This window comes from Kitasatospora sp. NPDC101447 (genome assembly GCF_044767225.1).
Classification (GTDB): Bacteria; Actinomycetota; Actinomycetes; order Streptomycetales; family Streptomycetaceae; genus Kitasatospora.
This window is the reverse complement of record NZ_JBIWNL010000030.1, coordinates 30,733-46,181: the sequence shown is the minus strand read 5'-3', so window position 1 is coordinate 46,181 and position 15,449 is coordinate 30,733. Positions and strand designations below refer to the sequence as shown.

Annotated in this window: 13 protein-coding genes and 2 tRNA genes; 6 read left to right on the top strand and 9 right to left on the bottom strand. The window is 75.2% G+C overall.

Annotation, left to right across the window (positions count from 1 at the left end; translation table 11 throughout):
• Positions 1-91: 91 nt before the first annotated feature.
• Both ACIRST_RS31430 and ACIRST_RS31425 read right to left on the bottom strand, forming a co-directional pair.
• Positions 92-165, bottom strand: a tRNA-Lys gene (locus tag ACIRST_RS31430).
• 66 nt (positions 166-231) lie between these two features.
• Positions 232-1,140, bottom strand: a complete 909-nt coding sequence (locus ACIRST_RS31425) for an NADP-dependent oxidoreductase (protein WP_402806318.1) — start codon at positions 1,138-1,140, stop codon at positions 232-234.
• A 169-nt stretch (positions 1,141-1,309) separates the two neighbouring features.
• Between ACIRST_RS31425 and ACIRST_RS31420 the strand changes: the two genes are divergently transcribed.
• Together ACIRST_RS31420 and pgi are read left to right on the top strand one after the other, a co-directional pair.
• Positions 1,310-2,893 carry a Na+/H+ antiporter gene (locus tag ACIRST_RS31420; protein WP_350521908.1) on the top strand — a complete coding sequence of 528 codons (1,584 nt, stop codon included), beginning with the start codon at positions 1,310-1,312 and terminating at the stop codon, positions 2,891-2,893.
• 199 nt (positions 2,894-3,092) lie between these two features.
• Positions 3,093-4,754, top strand: coding sequence for a glucose-6-phosphate isomerase (gene pgi, locus ACIRST_RS31415; RefSeq protein WP_402806316.1), 1,662 nt, complete (start codon positions 3,093-3,095; stop codon positions 4,752-4,754).
• Positions 4,755-4,912: 158 nt separating this feature from the next.
• Here pgi and ACIRST_RS31410 read toward each other — a convergent pair.
• The 3 genes from ACIRST_RS31410 to ACIRST_RS31400 form a co-directional block, all read right to left on the bottom strand.
• Positions 4,913-4,986, bottom strand: a tRNA-Lys gene (locus ACIRST_RS31410).
• Between the two features lie 68 nt (positions 4,987-5,054).
• Positions 5,055-5,612, bottom strand: a complete 558-nt coding sequence (locus tag ACIRST_RS31405; RefSeq protein ID WP_350526612.1) for a bifunctional DNA primase/polymerase — start codon at positions 5,610-5,612, stop codon at positions 5,055-5,057.
• A gap of 172 nt (positions 5,613-5,784) precedes the next feature.
• On the bottom strand, positions 5,785-6,141 hold the full coding sequence (locus ACIRST_RS31400) for a hypothetical protein (protein ID WP_350526611.1): 357 nt from the start codon (positions 6,139-6,141) through the stop codon (positions 5,785-5,787).
• Positions 6,142-6,385: 244 nt separating this feature from the next.
• On the opposite strand from ACIRST_RS31400, the gene ACIRST_RS31395 reads away from it, so the two are divergent.
• On the top strand, positions 6,386-6,706 hold the full coding sequence (locus ACIRST_RS31395; protein WP_402806312.1) for a hypothetical protein: 321 nt from the start codon (positions 6,386-6,388) through the stop codon (positions 6,704-6,706).
• Between the two features lie 53 nt (positions 6,707-6,759).
• Here the strand turns inward: ACIRST_RS31395 and ACIRST_RS31390 are convergent, their stop codons facing one another.
• From ACIRST_RS31390 to ACIRST_RS31380, 3 genes are read right to left on the bottom strand one after another with little or no spacing between them, the layout of a single operon-like run.
• Positions 6,760-8,151, bottom strand: a complete 1,392-nt coding sequence (locus ACIRST_RS31390; protein WP_402806309.1) for an AAA family ATPase — start codon at positions 8,149-8,151, stop codon at positions 6,760-6,762.
• The gene (locus ACIRST_RS31385) at positions 8,151-9,776 is read right to left on the bottom strand and encodes a hypothetical protein (RefSeq protein ID WP_402806307.1); all 1,626 of its coding nucleotides are present in this window, start codon (positions 9,774-9,776) and stop codon (positions 8,151-8,153) included. The genes ACIRST_RS31390 and ACIRST_RS31385 overlap by 1 nt, the downstream gene beginning before the upstream one ends.
• On the bottom strand, positions 9,773-10,987 hold the full coding sequence (locus ACIRST_RS31380; protein ID WP_402806304.1) for a hypothetical protein: 1,215 nt from the start codon (positions 10,985-10,987) through the stop codon (positions 9,773-9,775). The genes ACIRST_RS31385 and ACIRST_RS31380 overlap by 4 nt, the downstream gene beginning before the upstream one ends.
• Before the next feature lie 266 nt (positions 10,988-11,253).
• Here ACIRST_RS31380 and ACIRST_RS31375 point away from each other — a divergent pair, with 266 nt between their 5' ends.
• Positions 11,254-11,910, top strand: a complete 657-nt coding sequence (locus ACIRST_RS31375; RefSeq protein ID WP_350526606.1) for a histidine phosphatase family protein — start codon at positions 11,254-11,256, stop codon at positions 11,908-11,910.
• A 43-nt stretch (positions 11,911-11,953) separates the two neighbouring features.
• Here the strand turns inward: ACIRST_RS31375 and ACIRST_RS31370 are convergent, their stop codons facing one another.
• Positions 11,954-13,576 (bottom strand): tetratricopeptide repeat protein, encoded by a 1,623-nt coding sequence (locus ACIRST_RS31370; protein WP_402806301.1) that lies wholly within the window; start codon positions 13,574-13,576, stop codon positions 11,954-11,956.
• A gap of 260 nt (positions 13,577-13,836) precedes the next feature.
• On the opposite strand from ACIRST_RS31370, the gene ACIRST_RS31365 reads away from it, so the two are divergent.
• Positions 13,837-14,349 carry a hypothetical protein gene (locus ACIRST_RS31365; protein ID WP_402806299.1) on the top strand — a complete coding sequence of 171 codons (513 nt, stop codon included), beginning with the start codon at positions 13,837-13,839 and terminating at the stop codon, positions 14,347-14,349.
• A gap of 194 nt (positions 14,350-14,543) precedes the next feature.
• Complete coding sequence (locus ACIRST_RS31360) at positions 14,544-15,449, top strand: spermidine synthase (protein WP_402806297.1); 906 nt, start codon at positions 14,544-14,546, stop codon at positions 15,447-15,449.

The following is a 15,449-nucleotide window of genomic DNA, read 5'->3' as shown; positions in this document are numbered from 1 at the left end:
GCCCCGGACCCGGAGCCGGAGCCGGACCCGGGCCCGGGCCCGGAAACGCCGGAAGGCCCTCCGCTTTCGCGAAGGGCCTTCCGGCTGTCTGTGCGCCGCCAGGGACTCGAACCCCGGACCCGCTGATTAAGAGTCAGCTGCTCTAACCAACTGAGCTAGCGGCGCTTGCTGACGTGGAGAACATTACCTGGTCAGCGGCCGAAACACACAATCGGCCCGGACGGCCCCCGCTCAGGCGGTCAGTACCACCTTGCCCCGGACGTGGCCGGTGCCGACCAGCCGGTGGGCCTCGGCGGCCTTCTCCAGCGGGAGCGCCTCGGCGATCTCCAGCCGCAGCCCGCCCGCCTCCCACAGCCGGACCAGTTCGGCCAGCCGGGCGGCCGTGCGCCGGGTGCGCAGCAGCCGGACGCCCAGCCGCCCGGCGCCCTCGAAGTCGGCCACCGTCCCGATCCGGTCCCGGTCGGCGACCAGCTCGACCGAGGCCTCCAGCGCGCCCCGCCCGGCGGCGTCGAAGGCGGCGGTCACCCCCTGTGGCGCGACCGCCCGGACCCGCTCGACCAGCCCCTCCCCGTACGCGACCGGGATCGCGCCCAGCTCGCGCAGGTACCCGTGGTTGCGCTCGCTCGCGGTGCCGACCACGGTGGCGCCCCAGGTGCGGGCCAGCTGGACGGCCACCGTGCCGACCCCGCCCGAGGCGCCGTGCACCAGGACGGTGTCGCCGGGGCCGACCCCGAGCAGGGTGAGCGCCGTGTGCGCGGTCTGGCCGGAGGCGGAGAGGGAGCCGGCCTGCTCCCAGGGCATCCCCGCGGGCTTGGCCACCAGCTGGTCGGCGGCCACCGTGACCAGTTCGGCGTGGCTGTCCAGCAGCCGGAACCCCAGCACCTCGTCGCCGACCCGCCAGTCCCCGCTGTCGGGCCCCAGCCGGTCCACCACCCCGGCGAACTCGTTGCCGAGGACGAACGGCGGTTCGACCGTCAGCCCCGGCGGCCGGAAGCCCTCCCGGACCGCCAGGTCCACCGGCTGCACCCCGGCCGCGTACACCCGCACCCGCACCTCGCCCGGGCCCGGCTCCGGATCGGGCACCACCCGGACCCGCAGGACCTCCGGACCGCCGGACTCCGTGACGACGACCGCCTTCATGTCTGCTCCCGCCCCTCGACCGTTCGACCGCTCTCGTCGACCGGTCCCGATCCTTCAACCTGAAGCGTGCTTGAGGTCAAGCCGTCGTCCGGTGTGTCTTCACGGATGGGCGCATTGTCAGATTTATCCTGGCGGCGCTCAGCCGTCCGCCGTCGAGAGGAACCTTCCCGTGGGCCAGCTGCCCCTGTTCTTCCTGGTGCTGCTCGCCTCCGTGGTCACCATGCCGCTCGGACGCAGGACGGGCGTGCCGCAGCCGGTCCTGATGACGCTGCTCGGCATCGTCATGGCGCTCGTCCCGCAGATCCCGGACGTCACCATCGAGCCCGAGCTGATCCTCCCGCTGGTCCTGCCGCCGCTGATCTTCGCCGTCGCCCGGCGCTCCTCGGTGCGCTACTTCAAGGCCAACATCCGCTCGATCCTGCTGCTGGCCGTCGCCCTGGTGGTGGTCACCACCGCCGTGGTGGCCAGTACGGTCCACTGGCTGCTGCCCGCCCTGCCGATCGCCGCCGCGATCGCGGTCGGCGCGCTGGTCTCCCCGCCCGACCCGGTCGCCGCCGTCGCGGTGGCCGGCAGCGTCGGCCTGCCCCGCCGCCTGGTGTCGATCCTGGAGAGCGAGGGCCTGTTCAACGACGTCACCGCGATCGTCATCTACTCGCTGGCCATCGAGGCCGTGGTCAGCGGCGACTTCTCGGTCGGCCACGCGGTGCTGCGCTTCGTCCTGTCCGCGGTGCTGGCCGTGGTCGTCGGCGTCGCGCTCGGCTGGATCAACGCCAAGCTCGCCGAGCGCCTGGACGACCCGACCCAGCAGGTCGCGCTCAACCTGCTGGTCCCGTTCGCCGCCTACACCATCGCCGAGGAGATCCACGGCTCCGGCGTGCTCGCCGTCGTGGTCTGCGCGCTCTACCTCGCCGAGCGGGCCTCCGACGCCGACGCCGTCTCCTACCGGCTGGTCGGCAACGCCTTCTGGGAGGTGGTCGAGATCCTGATCACCGGCGTCGCCTTCGGGCTGATCGGCCTGGAGCTGGCCACCGTGCTCAAGGAGGCGGGCCGCGGCTGGACCGGCTTCATCGGCGACGCCGCCGTGGTGATCGCGGTCGTCGTGGTGGTCCGGCTGCTGTGGCTGCTGCCGGCCGGCTGGGTGTCCCGGCGGGTGCGCAGCGGCGACGACGAGGACACCCCGTTCAGCTGGAAGGAGAGCGTGGTCCTCTGGTGGTCCGGCATGCGCGGCGTGGCCACCGTCGCGCTGGCGCTCGCCATCCCGCTCACCCTGCACTCCGGCGCGGACTTCCCCGAGCGCGGACGGCTCGTCTTCATCGCCTTCAGCGTGGTGCTCTTCACCCTGCTGGTGCAGGGTCTGACCCTGCCCTGGGTGGCCAAGCGGCTCCGGCTGGACATCGACCAGGACAAGCACGAGCAGGCCGTCCGTCAGCTCTGGTGGCGGGCCGCCAAGGCCGGGCTCACCCGGCTCGGCGAACTGGAGGAGCAGGACCGGCTGCCCGCCGAGGTCGCCGACCGGCTGCGGGACCGTCAGCACGACCGGCTGGCCCGGCTCTGCCCGGAGAACTATGCCGAGGAGGAGGCCGCCGAGGCCAAGCTGCGCCTGTCCCAGTGGCGGGCCGCCCGGGAGGTCGAGCAGGAGATGATCGCCGCGTCCCGCCGCGAGATGCTCGTCGCCCGCAGCGAGCTGGGTGCCGACCCGGAGCTGGTCGACCAGGTGCTGCGCGGGCTCGACCTGCGCTCGGAACGGAAGTGACGGCGGGCCGGGCCGCTCCGAGGTGACGGGTTGTCCGCCGCCGGGCGGAATGTGCGCGACCGCCCCCGAGGTTGCATAGGCTGAGCCCGGGCAGGCCGTCAACGGAGTCGGCGCACCACCAGTACCCGCACGACCTCGCGAAGAACCCTCACGCCTGGCCCTGCCGGTTTCTGCACCCAGATGAATCGAGGACCCACCGATGTCGGAGACCCGCGCCGACGCCCGCACCCCGCTGGACCGCACCCCGCAGTGGGGCGCCCTGGCCAAGCACCGGGCCGAACTGGGCGACACCCACCTGCGCGAGCTGTTCGCCGCCGACCCGGAGCGCGGCCGCCGCCTCACCCTGCAGGTCGGCGACCTGCACGTGGACTACGCCAAGCACCTGGTCACCGACGAGACGCTGGAGCTGCTGCGCGACCTCGCCGCGGCCACCGGCGTCGCCGAGCTGCGGGACGCGATGTTCCGCGGCGAGAAGATCAACAACACCGAGCACCGCGCCGTCCTGCACACCGCCCTGCGCGCCCCGCGCGGCGCCGTGATCGAGGTCGACGGCGAGAACGTGGTGCCCACCGTGCACGCCGTCCTCGACAAGATGGCCGCCTTCGCCGAGCGGGTCCGCAGCGGCGACTGGAAGGGCTTCACCGGCAAGCCGATCCGCGCCGTCGTCAACATCGGCATCGGCGGCTCCGACCTCGGCCCGGCGATGGCCTACGAGGTGCTCCGCTCGTACACCGAGCGCGACCTCGACGTCCGCTTCGTCTCCAACGTGGACGGCGCCGACCTGCACGAGGCCGTCCGCGACCTCGACCCGGCCGAGACGCTGTTCATCGTCGCCTCGAAGACCTTCACCACCATCGAGACCATCACCAACGCGGTCTCCGCCCGCGACTGGCTGCTCGGCGGCCTGGGCGGCGACCCCGCGGCGGTGGCCAAGCACTTCGTCGCGCTGTCCACCAACGCCCGGGGCGTGCAGGACTTCGGCATCGACACCGCCAACATGTTCGAGTTCTGGGACTGGGTCGGCGGCCGCTACTCCTACGACTCGGCGATCGGCCTCTCGCTGATGATCGCCATCGGACCGGACGCCTTCCGCGAGATGCTGGACGGCTTCCACCTGGTCGACGAGCACTTCCGCACCGCCCCGGCGGAGCAGAACGTCCCGCTGCTGCTCGGCCTGCTGGGCGTCTGGTACGGCGCGTTCTTCGACGCCCAGGCGCACGCGGTGCTGCCGTACTCGCACTACCTGTCCAAGTTCACCGCCTACCTGCAGCAGCTGGACATGGAGTCCAACGGCAAGTCGGTGACCCGCGACGGCACCCCGGTGGACTGGCAGACCGGCCCGGTGGTCTGGGGCACCCCCGGCACCAACGGCCAGCACGCCTACTACCAGCTGCTGCACCAGGGCACCAAGGTGATCCCGGCCGACTTCATCGGCTTCGCGAAGCCGGTCGCCGACCTGCTCCCGGGCCTGGTCGCCCAGCACGACCTGCTGCTGGCCAACTTCTTCGCCCAGACCCAGGCGCTGGCCTTCGGCAAGACCCCCGAGGAGGTCGCGGCCGAGGGCGTGCCCGCCGAACTCGTCCCGCACAAGACCTTCAAGGGCAACCACCCGACCACCACGATCCTGGCCGGCGAACTGACCCCGTCGGTGCTCGGCCAGCTGGTCGCGCTGTACGAGCACAAGGTGTTCGTCCAGGGCGCGATCTGGAACATCGACTCCTTCGACCAGTGGGGCGTCGAGCTGGGCAAGGTGCTCGCCAAGCGGATCGAGCCGGTGCTGCTCACCGGTGAGGGCGCCGAGCAGCTCGACAGCTCCACCGCCGAGCTGGTCGCCCGCTACCGCTCGCTGCGCGGCCGCTGAGCCCCGGCCGGGCCGTCCGCTCCGGCGGGCGGCCCGGCCGACCTGCTTCCCGGGGGCCCCGGAAACGGCAACGGAACCGGCAACGGGCCCGGAACCGGAAACGGGCCCGGAAACGCCGGAAGGCCCTTCGCTTTCGCGAAGGGCCTTCCGGCTGTCTGTGCGCCGCCAGGGACTCGAACCCCGGACCCGCTGATTAAGAGTCAGCTGCTCTAACCAACTGAGCTAGCGGCGCCTGCTGACAGAGAAGACTCTAGCAGCGCCGTGCGTCCGAGCCAAAATCGAATACCGGTCGCCCGGCGTTCATCCGCCGGTCACGACGGCCGCCCCGGCGGGGACCGGCGCGCCCGGCTCGCGCGCCGCCCGGACGCAGGCCCACAGCACCACCGAGGCGCCCGGCAGCCAGGGCTCCCGGTCCTCCGGTGCGACGATCCACCGGCCGGCGCCGTGGCCGGGGGAGTCCGGGCTGTTCACCATGCGCTGCATCGGCGGCACGGTCACCGCGTCACCCTTGCCGTGGCAGAGCAGCGGCGGCACGTCCCGGGCCCACTCCTCCCAGGCCAGCAGCCGGCGCAGCCGGGGCGCCGCGCCCGGCTGGACGAACAGCAGGGTCCGCCCCCGGTAGGCCGCGACCGGCCCGCAGCCCGGGCCGGAGGCCCACAGCTCGTCCAGCACCCGGCGGCCGAACAGGGCCGGCATGCTGATCACGTCGAAGGCGCGCCCGCAGGGCAGCACCGAGGGCGCCCACGGGCGGGTCTCCCAGAGGGCGCGCATGCTGCGCGGGTACTCGCTGGCGGAGGCGAGCCAGGCCTCCCCGGCCACGCTGACGTACTCCACCGACTGATGCGTCCAGATCTCCACGCACAGCAGCCTGCGCCGTGCGCGCCGCCGGCAGGGCGGAAAGCCCCGTTCGCCGGACAGCGCGGTGGGGAACGGCGTACCCTTCCCGCCGCGCATATGCCAGCGGCCTGTGTCCGGGCACGGGGCGCGGCGCACCGGACGCGGGCACTGGGCACGGGAGCTCCGGGGCCGCTCAGTCCTCGTGGCGGCGCGGCTGGAGCAGCGTGCGGCCGTACTCGATCATCTTGGCGGCGTAGTCCGGGGTCCAGTCCGCCCGCACGGCGATCTCGGCGTCCGACAGGGCGTCGAACCGGCGCGGGTCGGCGAGCTGGGCGGCGGCGACGGCCTGGAAGTCGGTGGCCCGCTCGGCCGCCGCCCGGAAGGCCAGGGCCAGCTCGGTGGAGCGGCGCAGCAGCTCCGCCGGGTCCTCGATCGACTCCAGGTCGAAGAATCGTTCCGGCTCCGGTTCGGCGGACTGCGGCTCGAACAGCAGCTGCGCCGGACGCACGCGCCTGGTGGGCTCGGTCGACTCTGCAGGGGAGTCGGGCATGGACGGACACCTCCGGGGTCTCGGTGGGGCGGGCAGAGAGCTGCTCCGGGCTGCGCCGCCCGGGTTGTGGCCGTCGTCCATTGTCTCGCGGCGAGGGCCGGTAGCGGAACGGTGCGCGTGCGGGCGCTATTCCCCGGCGCGCGCCGCAGGCGTGCTCCGAGTGCCGCGCATCCGGATCGCGTGCGAACCGGTTGTGTCGGTGCGGTTCCGTGTAGTCCAGCCACCCACAGATCGGGGAGATCCCATGCACGTGCGGACGATCCTGCGCTTCGTCCTGCCCTTCGGCGCCCTGTCGGCCGCCTCCGCCCTCGGCCTGGCCGCGGCGGCGCCGGCCGTCGCCGCCGAGACGGCGGTGGTGGTGCAGGGCGGGGTGAGCGCCCCGGGCGGCCCGTCGCAGGCGACCTGCCCCAGCGGCACCCACCTGACCGGCGGCGGGTACCAGCTGCCGGCCGGGACGCACGACACCGTCACCTACAACGGCCCGTCCCAGGACGCCCGCAGCTGGTACGTGCAGGCCGACCACACGGCCGTCAAGGCCTTCGCGGTCTGCGAGACCGAGGACTGACCGGGGGCCCCGGCCCCGGCCCGAGCGCCGATGCCCCGGACGGAGCCGGGCCGCTACCCCAGGCGGACCCGGTGGCCGGCCAGGTGGTGCAGCACCTCGTGGTTGGCCTCCCAGCCGTCCGGGAACGTCACCGGCACCCCCAACTGCACCGGCTCGGTGGCAGGGTGCTCGTCCAGCAGCTCGGCGATCCCGGCCCGGGCCACCACGATGCAGGCGTGCCGGTGCCGGGAGGCGAGCACGCAGAGCCGTCCGGTCTCCAGGTGGAAGGCGGTCGCGTCGGGGCGGCCGGAGAGCGGGTGCAGCACCACGGTGACGTCGTACTCGCGCCCCTGCAGCCGGTTGGCGGTGTCCACCGTGACGGCGGGCCCGGCCGTGCCGTCCACCGGGACGCCGACCTTGAGCAGGGCCGCGCGCACCGCCGCCGCCTGGTCCCGGTGGGCGGTGCCGACGGCGATCCGGTCCGCGGTGAGCGGCGCGTCGCCCTGCTCGGAGTGCGCCGTCAGCCCGCGCTCCAGCAGCCGGCGCACCGTCGCCGCGACCGCCGCGACGGCCTGCGGGTCGGTCCGGACGGTGTGCCGGGCGGGCAGCTCCAGCAGCGCCCAGCCGTGCTCGGCGGCCCGGTCGATCGCCGCGTCCAACGCCGAGCCGTCGGGACGGACGGTGCCCGTCATTCGGCGGTCGTCCGGGCCGGTGCCGGAGCGGAACGGGGTGTACGGGTAGAAGGCCCGGGAGATCAGCGGCGCCGCGCTGGCGGGGAGCCGCCAGGAGACCGGCAGCCGGTGCGGCTCGATCTGCGGGTTGTGCGCCAGCATGGTGACCACGGCGCTGCCGGACGGGTCGTACGACAGGCCGGCCCACTGCTCGGTGCCGACCACGGTGAACGGGTCCAGCTGGCCCGGGTCGCCGACGAACAGCGCCCGCTCGAACAGCCGGGCCACCGCGAGCAGGGCGTCCGAGCGCATCTGGTACGCCTCGTCGACGATCGCGTGCCGCCACGGCGCCTCGGCCCGCACCCACTGCCACTTGGCCGAGGTGGAGATCACCACGTCGTGCTCGACCAGGTCGGCGATCTTGTCCGAGGGCGTGACCCCGGCGTGCTTCAGCACCTCCGGGCCCGGACGGGAGTCCGCCGCGTGCAGCCGGCCGATCGTCAGGTCCGGCGCCTTCTCGGCCAGTCGGCCGACCAGGTCGTCCACCTGGCCGTTGGTCTGGGCGACGATCATCAGCCGCTCGCCGGCCTCGACCAGCTCGCGGGCGGCCCGCACCACGAGCGTCGACTTCCCGGCGCCGGGCGGCGAGTCCACCACCACGCCGCGCGGGGCGCCGGCCGGCGGGCGGACGGTCGCGGCCAGGATCCCGGCCACGGCCGCGTCGGCGGCCGCTCCCGGGGCCTGGTCGGGGTCCGGCCGGGCGTGCCGGTCCGGCTGGGGGATCGAGGCGGTCATCACTCCCACTCCTCGGAGGCGGTCGCGGCGGGTACGGGCGGTGCGGCGCCGGGCGGGCCGCCGTGCGTCCAGGGGGTGTCGTCCGGCTCGGGCAGCGGCGCGGACTGGCGGACCGTCAACTCGAACAGGGTGAAGGTGACCGGCTCGCCGGGCTCGGGCAGGCTGCCCGGCTCCGGCTCCTTCCTGCGGCCCATGCCGGACAGCACCCGCAGCGTGATGGTGCCCTCGGCGGTGTCGACCGCCACGATCTCGGCCTTCTGCGCGGCCGGGCTCCCCGACTCCGGCCGGGGGGACCCCCACACCCGGTGCACCTCCCGGCCGAGGTCCGCGTGCGGGCGGTCGGCGGTGCGCAGGGTGACCAGCGGGCGGGGCTTGGGGGAGCGGCCGGTGGTGTCCCAGTCCGGCACCACCTCCGTCACCTCACCGCTGAACGCCTCGCCGGCCAGCCGGTGTTCGGCCATCGCCAGCGGGTCGTCCAGCGCCTCCTGGACGTCCAGCCGGGCCTGCTCGCGCTCGCGCTGGGCGAGCTTGCGGGCGGCGGTGACGGCGTCGTCCTGCCGGGGCTGCGGGGGCTCGCCCGCCGCCAGGCGGTCCCGGTGGCCGGTGTACGACCAGCGGTCGCCGGTCCAGCGCTCCTCCAGGTGGCCGGCCGGCGGCAGGCCGCGCAGCAGGTCCAGGCCCTGCCAGACGTCCCGCCAGGTCGGCAGCAGGACGGCCGTCAGCACCTCCTCCAGCTGCCCGACCGCGGCCCGCACCGCTGCCCGGGCGCGCTCGGCGGCGTCCTCGTCGTGCTGCTCGGTGCTGTGCCGCAGGGCGCCCACGGCGGAGTCGTAGCGGGCGATCGCCGGGGCGAGCACGGCCTCGTCGAAGCGGGGGTCGGTGGCCGGGCCGGCCGGCGGGTGCAGCAGCTGCCCGTGCTCGTCCCGCGCGGACTCGGCCAGCTCGGCGGCCTCGGCGCCGGTCAGACCGGGCGGCGGGCGGTGCCAGGCCAGCCGGGCCGCCAGGTGCTGGTCCTCCAGGTGGCTCTGGCCGGTCGCCCAGTGCCGCGCCAGCAGACCGGTCATCGGCAGCAGCATGCTGGAGCCGGGCACCTGGGCGCGCTCGCCGAGGTGGGTCAGCCAGCGGCCCAGCAGCGGCACCCGGACCGGGGCCGGGTAGGGGCCCGGCTCGTCGTCCTCGACGGTGCGGCGGAAGCGGGTCGAACGGCCGATCAGGGCGAGGTGGTGGATCCCCGCGCCGTTCGGCACGACCAGCTGCGGGGCGTCCGCGCACAGCTCGCGGAACACCTGGGTCTTCTCGCCGGTCTCCGGGTCCTTCTCGGAGCCCTCGATCTGCTCGACGTCGTCGGCGAAGGACTCCAGGTAGGGCAGCAGGTCGGCGGCCAGCTCGGCCAGGAAGTCGAACCGCAGGGTGCGGTTGAGCGGCTGCGGCACCAGGTGCAGCCGGGGCGCGTCCCGGTCGGTGCCCAGCATCATCGCCAGCGGCGCGCCGGCCTCACCGGCGGCGGTCAGCGGGACGAGCACCATCGGGCGGTCGGACAGGTGCCGGTGCCGGACGGTGGCCAGCGGCTCGGCCCGGCCGCTGCGGACGGCCTCCAGACGGGCCAGGGTGGTGAGGAGACTCATGCCTTCCCCAGGGCTTCCGCGCGCAGGGCGGCCGCGTAGGCCAGGCGCTCGGCGGCGTCGTCCGCGCCGTCGTCCGTACCGCCCGCCCCGTCGACGCCCGCGCCGCCGCCGGCGGCGGCCAGGGCCTCGGAGACCGTCCGGATGCTGCCCAGCTCGCCGCGCACGCCCCGGCCCAGCTGCTCCACCCGGTCGCCGCAGCGGGCCCGGGCCCGGCAGTGGAAGCCGAGCTCGCACGTGGACAGGCAATCCGGGCTGTACGCGGCGGGCACCGCCTCGACCGCGGCGACCAGCTGCTCGGCGGACCGCGCCGGCGTGCCGGCCTCGTCGGACGCCAGGTCGAAGTCCGCGTCCGGCGGCAGCGCGTCCAGCAGCCGGCCGATGCCGGTCATCCGGCTCAGCTGGCGGCGGGTGGTGGCCAGCTCGCGGCGGACGTCGACGGCGACCGCGGTCGGCCGGTTGCCGAAGTCCTTGGGGCAGACCAGCAGCACGCTCGTCCGGGGGCTGCCGGGCAGAGCCTGCTCGGTGTAGGGGTCGTCGCCCAGGGGCAGCCCGGCCGCCGAAGCCGCGGCCCGCTGGAGCGCCAGCACGTACACGGCGGCCTGGCGGGCGGCGGCGCCGACCTTGGCCGGGTCCGCGCTGCCGTCGACCACCGGGAACGACTTGATCTCGACCACCGTGCACCGACCGCCGTGCACCACGAGCGCGTCCGGCTCCAGGTAGGCGGTGCTGCCGGCCACCTCCAGGCGCAGCAGCGGGTGGTCGAGCAGCGTCCAGGACTCCGGGTCGGCGGCGGCCCGGGCCAGCGCCTGGGCCGTCCGGTCGGCGCGGACGGCCGGGCCGGAGCGCTGCAGCAGGTCCGGCACCTCCAGCGGGGCGTGGCCGTCGACCGGGAGGTCGAGGTGGCGGCGGAGCGGCTCCAGCAGCGCGGCGTAGTCGTCCGCCTTCAGCCGGGACTCGAAGATCACGCCGCGGGCGATCGCGAAGGGGGACTGGCCGAAGGGGGCGGGGCGGCCGAGCCGGGCGGCCAGCGCCGACTTGTCGATCCCGGCCGCGTCGAGCACCGCACGGCGGTGACAACCCGGATTGGCCGCGAGCGCGGCGAGGGAACGGGCGTTCAGACTGCGCTGGAGGGCCGGTCCGCGCAGCTCGGCGAGCCGCTGGGCGAGCGGCTCAGCGGACCCGCCGGGCGGGACGTTCGTCGAGACGTTCATGGTGCGGCCCAGTGTCGCATCCGGGTCCGACAACGCGGTGCGGACCGTCCGCGGCGGACCGTCCGGGTGGCCTTACAGGTGGCCGTGCGGTGGCCGGAAGCGGCGCCCCGCGACCCGCCCGAACCAGCCTGCGCCCCGTCCGCACCGGCCCGCGACGGCGGCCGCACCGGCCCGCGATCGTGGCCGCCGCCCGGGTGGGGGATCATGGAACCCGGTGCTCGATGGTGAGACCGACCGTTGCACCGCCCCGTTGCGAGGAGCCCCCCATGCCCGCCCGAATAGTGCTGGTCCGCCACGGCGAGACCGAGTGGTCCGCCACCGGCCGCCACACCGGCCGCACCGACATCCCGCTGACCGACGAGGGCCGCGCGATGGCCCGGGCCCTCGGTGCCCGCCTCGCCCGGGCCCCCTGGGACGGCCTGCCGGACGCGCTCGTCTACACCAGCCCGCTCGGCCGCGCCAAGGAGACCTGCGCCCTGGCCGGCTTCGGCGACCGCGCGGTGGAGCGCCCCGAGCTGATGGAGTGGGACTACGGCCAGTACGAGGGCCGCACCGGCGCGGACATCCGGGCCACCGACCACCCCGGCTGGCTGATCTGGCGGGACGGCGTGCCCGGCGGCGAGAAGCTGTCCGAGGTGGCCGCCCGGGTGGACGACTTCCTCGCCGGCCTCCACCAGGAGCACGGCGTCCCCGAGCCGGACACCACCGTGATGCACTGCGCCGACCGGGACGTCGTCCTGTTCGCGCACGGCCACCTGCTGCGCATCCTGGCCGCCCGCTGGCTGGGCCTGCCGCCCGAGTTCGCGCAGCGGTTCAAGCTCGGTACGGCGGCGCTGTGCGTGCTGTCCTGGGAGTACGGCGCCCCGGCCGTGGAGATCTGGAACGACCTCTCCCACCTGGACGCCCTGAACGCCGGGCACTGACGCCCGGCTGCACCCCCGCCCCCGGCGGCCGCCGCAGCTCCGGCTAGGCGGCCGCCGCCCGGTCGTACTCGGCCAGGAACAGCCGCACCTCGGGCACCGCGGCGTGCGGGCGCAGCCGTCCCGCGGTGTCCGCCAGCATGCTCCGGATCCGGGCCGAGCGGACGTCCGCGAACAGCGCGACGGCGGACGAGCCGTGGTGCGCCGCGCCGGCCAGGTCCCCCCGGCCCAGGCGGTCGTGGGCCAGCTCGGCGGTGTACAGCACCCGGTTGCGCAGGAAGTGTGGCTCCTGCAGCGTCATGGCCAGCCCGGCCTGCTCGCTGGCGCGGTCCCAGTCGCCGAGGGCGGACCAGCACTGCGACTGGAGGCCGGCGATCTCGGCCTCGCCGAAGAAGGACATCCACTCCGGATCGGCCTCGGAGTGACCGCGGCCGAACAGCGCGTACGCGCGGCCGAGTGCGCGTTCGCAGGCGGCGCGGTCCTGCAGCAGCGCCCAGGCGCCGGCCTCGCGCATCGCCAGCAGTGCGAGCAGTCGCTCGGAGCCCAGGCCCCGGGCGGCGACCTGCCCGGCCTGCGCGGCGCGCAGCGCCTCCCGGGGGCGGCCGGCGTCCCGGGCGAGGAAGGCGCTGTTGCAGAAGACGTGCGCCTCCAGTGCGGAGTCCCCGGCCATCCGGGCGGTGGCCAGCGCCTCGGAGTAGAACGAGCGGGCGTCCGCGAGCCGGTTCGAGTCGTGCGCCAACCACCCGACCGAGATGGCGAGTTCACCGGCCCCGGCCTGCAGTCGGCGTTCCGTCGCGGCGCTGTACTCGCCCTCGTTGAGCAGGACGTACGCGTTGCGCAGCGACTGCCCGGCGAGCTCGTAGAGGGCGTCGGCGCCGTGCGCGTCGTCGGCCAACCGGATGTCCCGGACGGCCTGTTCGACACCGAACACCTCGGCGGCGCCGACCCGGCGCAGCGGCGGCACCGGCCCGGGCCGGCCGGGCACCGGCGGGTCGGCCGACAGCAGCGACGGCGCGGCGAACTCCGCACCGGGAAGGGCGCCTCGGCCGGTGAGGACACCGGAGGCGCCGTCGGTGCCGGCCGACCGACCGGCGGCCGCGGCCGGCCGGTCGATGCCGATCACGGCGGCCAGCGCGGTGGTGCCGCCGGCCAGGAACGTACGGCGACGCACGTCGTCGTTCTCCTCGTCGAGATAGGGCGATCCATCGGGCCCCCGGGGCACCGCGCCGGGACTCGGCCACGGGGGGCCTTCCGGGGCGGTTGGATCCGCGTACGGCGAGGCAGCGTACGGGAGTTGAGTGGAGAGTGGTGAGCGCGGGGCGGGCAGGGGCGGGAACGGCGGGTGGAGCGGAGACGGCTCGGCCCGCCCGGCGCCGCCGTCCGCCGAGCGGCGGCGGACGGCGGTCCGGGGGGCGAAGCCGAGGTCGCCGAGCGTGCTGCCCGGCCACATGTGCCGGAAGACCCGCTCGTAGGCGTAGTTGGGGCAGCGGATCTCACCGGACTCGACCCGTCCGACGTAGCGGGCGTCGCAGGACACGTGCTCGCCGATCTCGCGGGCCGCCCGGCGCACCGCCATGGCGAACTCGCCGGGAGAGCGGTCGCCGCGCAGCGCGCGCATCACGGTGTTGGGGGACGGTCGGTTCGGCTCGGCCGGTGGGGTGGCTGCCATGGCGCCGAGAGTACTCGGAGTCACCGACCGAACACATGGGGTTCGCGGGAGATATGAGGGCAATCCCGGGCAGAGCGGGCGATGTTGCGGGATATCTGCCATGAAATGCCATGCCTTGCTGTAAGGCGCCCCGTGGCCTGGGGTGCATCCCCGGCGTTGTCCTGATACGTGGAAGCCCGGGCCGTCGCCCCGGCCCGTCCCAGCCCGGTGGCCCCTCCGGGCGGCGGTGCTTCCGGATCCGACGAGGTACAGGAGGGCCCATGATGGCCACCGGACTGCCGCAGCACCGACCCGTCGGCGGGGGCGTGATCGCCGGCGCAGTCCCCGCCCCGCTGCCCGATCCCGCCGACGACCGGATCCCCGGCCGGGGTCCGGTCGAGGGCGGCCACGGCCCCCGCAGCGGCCCCCGGCGCGAGCGCCTCGCCGACGAGGGCACCCTCGTCACCGCCTGTGACACCGTGACGGTCGCCCTGCGGCACGGTCTGGAGGCCGTCGACATCCTGAGGCTGCGCCGCGCCTGCGGCGTCGTGCTGCAGAGCCGCAACGGCAGCACCGTCTCCTTCCTCGTCCCGGCCGGCACCTGGGAGACCTGGCACCTGCCCGGCAGCTCCTGTACGGCCGGCGCCCTCGTCCCCTCCGCCACCGACCCGCGCTGGGTGATCCCGCCCGCCGGCTCCGGACCCGCCGCCCGCCCGACCGACGCCTGGGTGCTCCGCTCCGCCCTCTGCGAGGCCGCCTGCACGCTCACCGCAGGCGGCCTCGGCCCGTTCTAGCGGCCGTGCCGCGCGGATCCCGCCGGGCCGCGAGCACCGCTCGCCCCTCCGGCCCGATCCCCGTGGCACGGCCCTGACCGGCGGGTGTGCGCTTTCGGTGGCGGCGACTTCCCCTGCGCTTGTAGGGGCCGGCGGCACCACCTTCCCGGCCTGCGGCGGCACCACCCTTCCGGCCTGCGGCGATAATGGCCGACATGGGACGAAGCAGCAGGGCCGCGCGTGGCGGCGAGGCGGCGGCCATGACCGGCGCGGGTGGCCGCACCCACGCCCAGGGGCCGCTCACCCGCCCCGTCGGCTCCGGGCTGGCCGAACTGCGGCCCGACCGCGATCGCCCCGCCGCGTGGTCGCTGCTGATCGACGGCGCCCCGCAGTCCATGGTCGACCTCGACGATCCCAGCCACCTCGGCTTCGAGTACCAGCGGCGGCTCGGGCACCTGATCGACCTGGTCGCCGCGCCGGGTCGCCCGTTGACCGTCCTGCACCTGGGCGGCGGCGCCCTCACGCTGGCCCGCTACGTCGCCGCCACCCGGCCGCGTTCCCGCCAGCAGGTCGCCGAGATCGACACCGCGCTGACCGAACTCGTCCGCGCCGAACTGCCGTTGGACCGCGGCTGGCAGATCAAGGTGCGCGGCGGGGACGCCCGCAGCGTGCTGGAGCGCACCCCCGAGGGCACCGTCGACCTGGTCATCACCGACGTCTTCTCCGGCGCCCGCACCCCTGCCCACTGCACCACCGTCGAGTTCACCACCCTCGCCGCCCGCGCCCTGGCCCCCGGCGGCTGGTACTCCGCGAACATCGCCGACGGCGGTGCCCTCCCCTTCGCCCGCTCCCAAGTGGCCACCCTCGGCGCGGTCTTCCCCGAACTCTGCCTGATCGCGGACCCGGCCGTCCTGCGGGGCAAGCGCTTCGGCAACCTCGTCCTGGCCGCCGCCCACACCCCCCTCCCGGTCGCCGACCTCACCCGCCGTGCCGCCTCCGACCCGGCTCACGCCCGGGTCGAACACGGCCGCGGCCTCACCGACTTCGCCGCCGGAGCCGCGCCGGCGACGGACGCCACGGCCGCGCCGTCCCCGGAACCGCCGCCGGGCGTCTTCCGCTGA

What these genes read in the sequence shown, in the direction of transcription:
- ACIRST_RS31425 (WP_402806318.1), bottom strand. Translation starts at nt 1,140, where the DNA reads ATGAAGGCGGTCGTCGTCACGGAGTCCGGCGGTCCGGAGGTCCTGCGG.
- pgi (WP_402806316.1), top strand. Translation starts at nt 3,093, where the DNA reads ATGTCGGAGACCCGCGCCGACGCCCGCACCCCGCTGGACCGCACCCCG.
- ACIRST_RS31400 (WP_350526611.1), bottom strand. Translation starts at nt 6,141, where the DNA reads ATGCCCGACTCCCCTGCAGAGTCGACCGAGCCCACCAGGCGCGTGCGT.
- ACIRST_RS31395 (WP_402806312.1), top strand. Translation starts at nt 6,386, where the DNA reads ATGCACGTGCGGACGATCCTGCGCTTCGTCCTGCCCTTCGGCGCCCTG.
- ACIRST_RS31390 (WP_402806309.1), bottom strand. Translation starts at nt 8,151, where the DNA reads ATGACCGCCTCGATCCCCCAGCCGGACCGGCACGCCCGGCCGGACCCC.
- ACIRST_RS31385 (WP_402806307.1), bottom strand. Translation starts at nt 9,776, where the DNA reads ATGAGTCTCCTCACCACCCTGGCCCGTCTGGAGGCCGTCCGCAGCGGC.
- ACIRST_RS31380 (WP_402806304.1), bottom strand. Translation starts at nt 10,987, where the DNA reads ATGAACGTCTCGACGAACGTCCCGCCCGGCGGGTCCGCTGAGCCGCTC.
- ACIRST_RS31375 (WP_350526606.1), top strand. Translation starts at nt 11,254, where the DNA reads ATGCCCGCCCGAATAGTGCTGGTCCGCCACGGCGAGACCGAGTGGTCC.
- ACIRST_RS31370 (WP_402806301.1), bottom strand. Translation starts at nt 13,576, where the DNA reads ATGGCAGCCACCCCACCGGCCGAGCCGAACCGACCGTCCCCCAACACC.
- ACIRST_RS31365 (WP_402806299.1), top strand. Translation starts at nt 13,837, where the DNA reads ATGATGGCCACCGGACTGCCGCAGCACCGACCCGTCGGCGGGGGCGTG.
- ACIRST_RS31360 (WP_402806297.1), top strand. Translation starts at nt 14,544, where the DNA reads ATGGGACGAAGCAGCAGGGCCGCGCGTGGCGGCGAGGCGGCGGCCATG.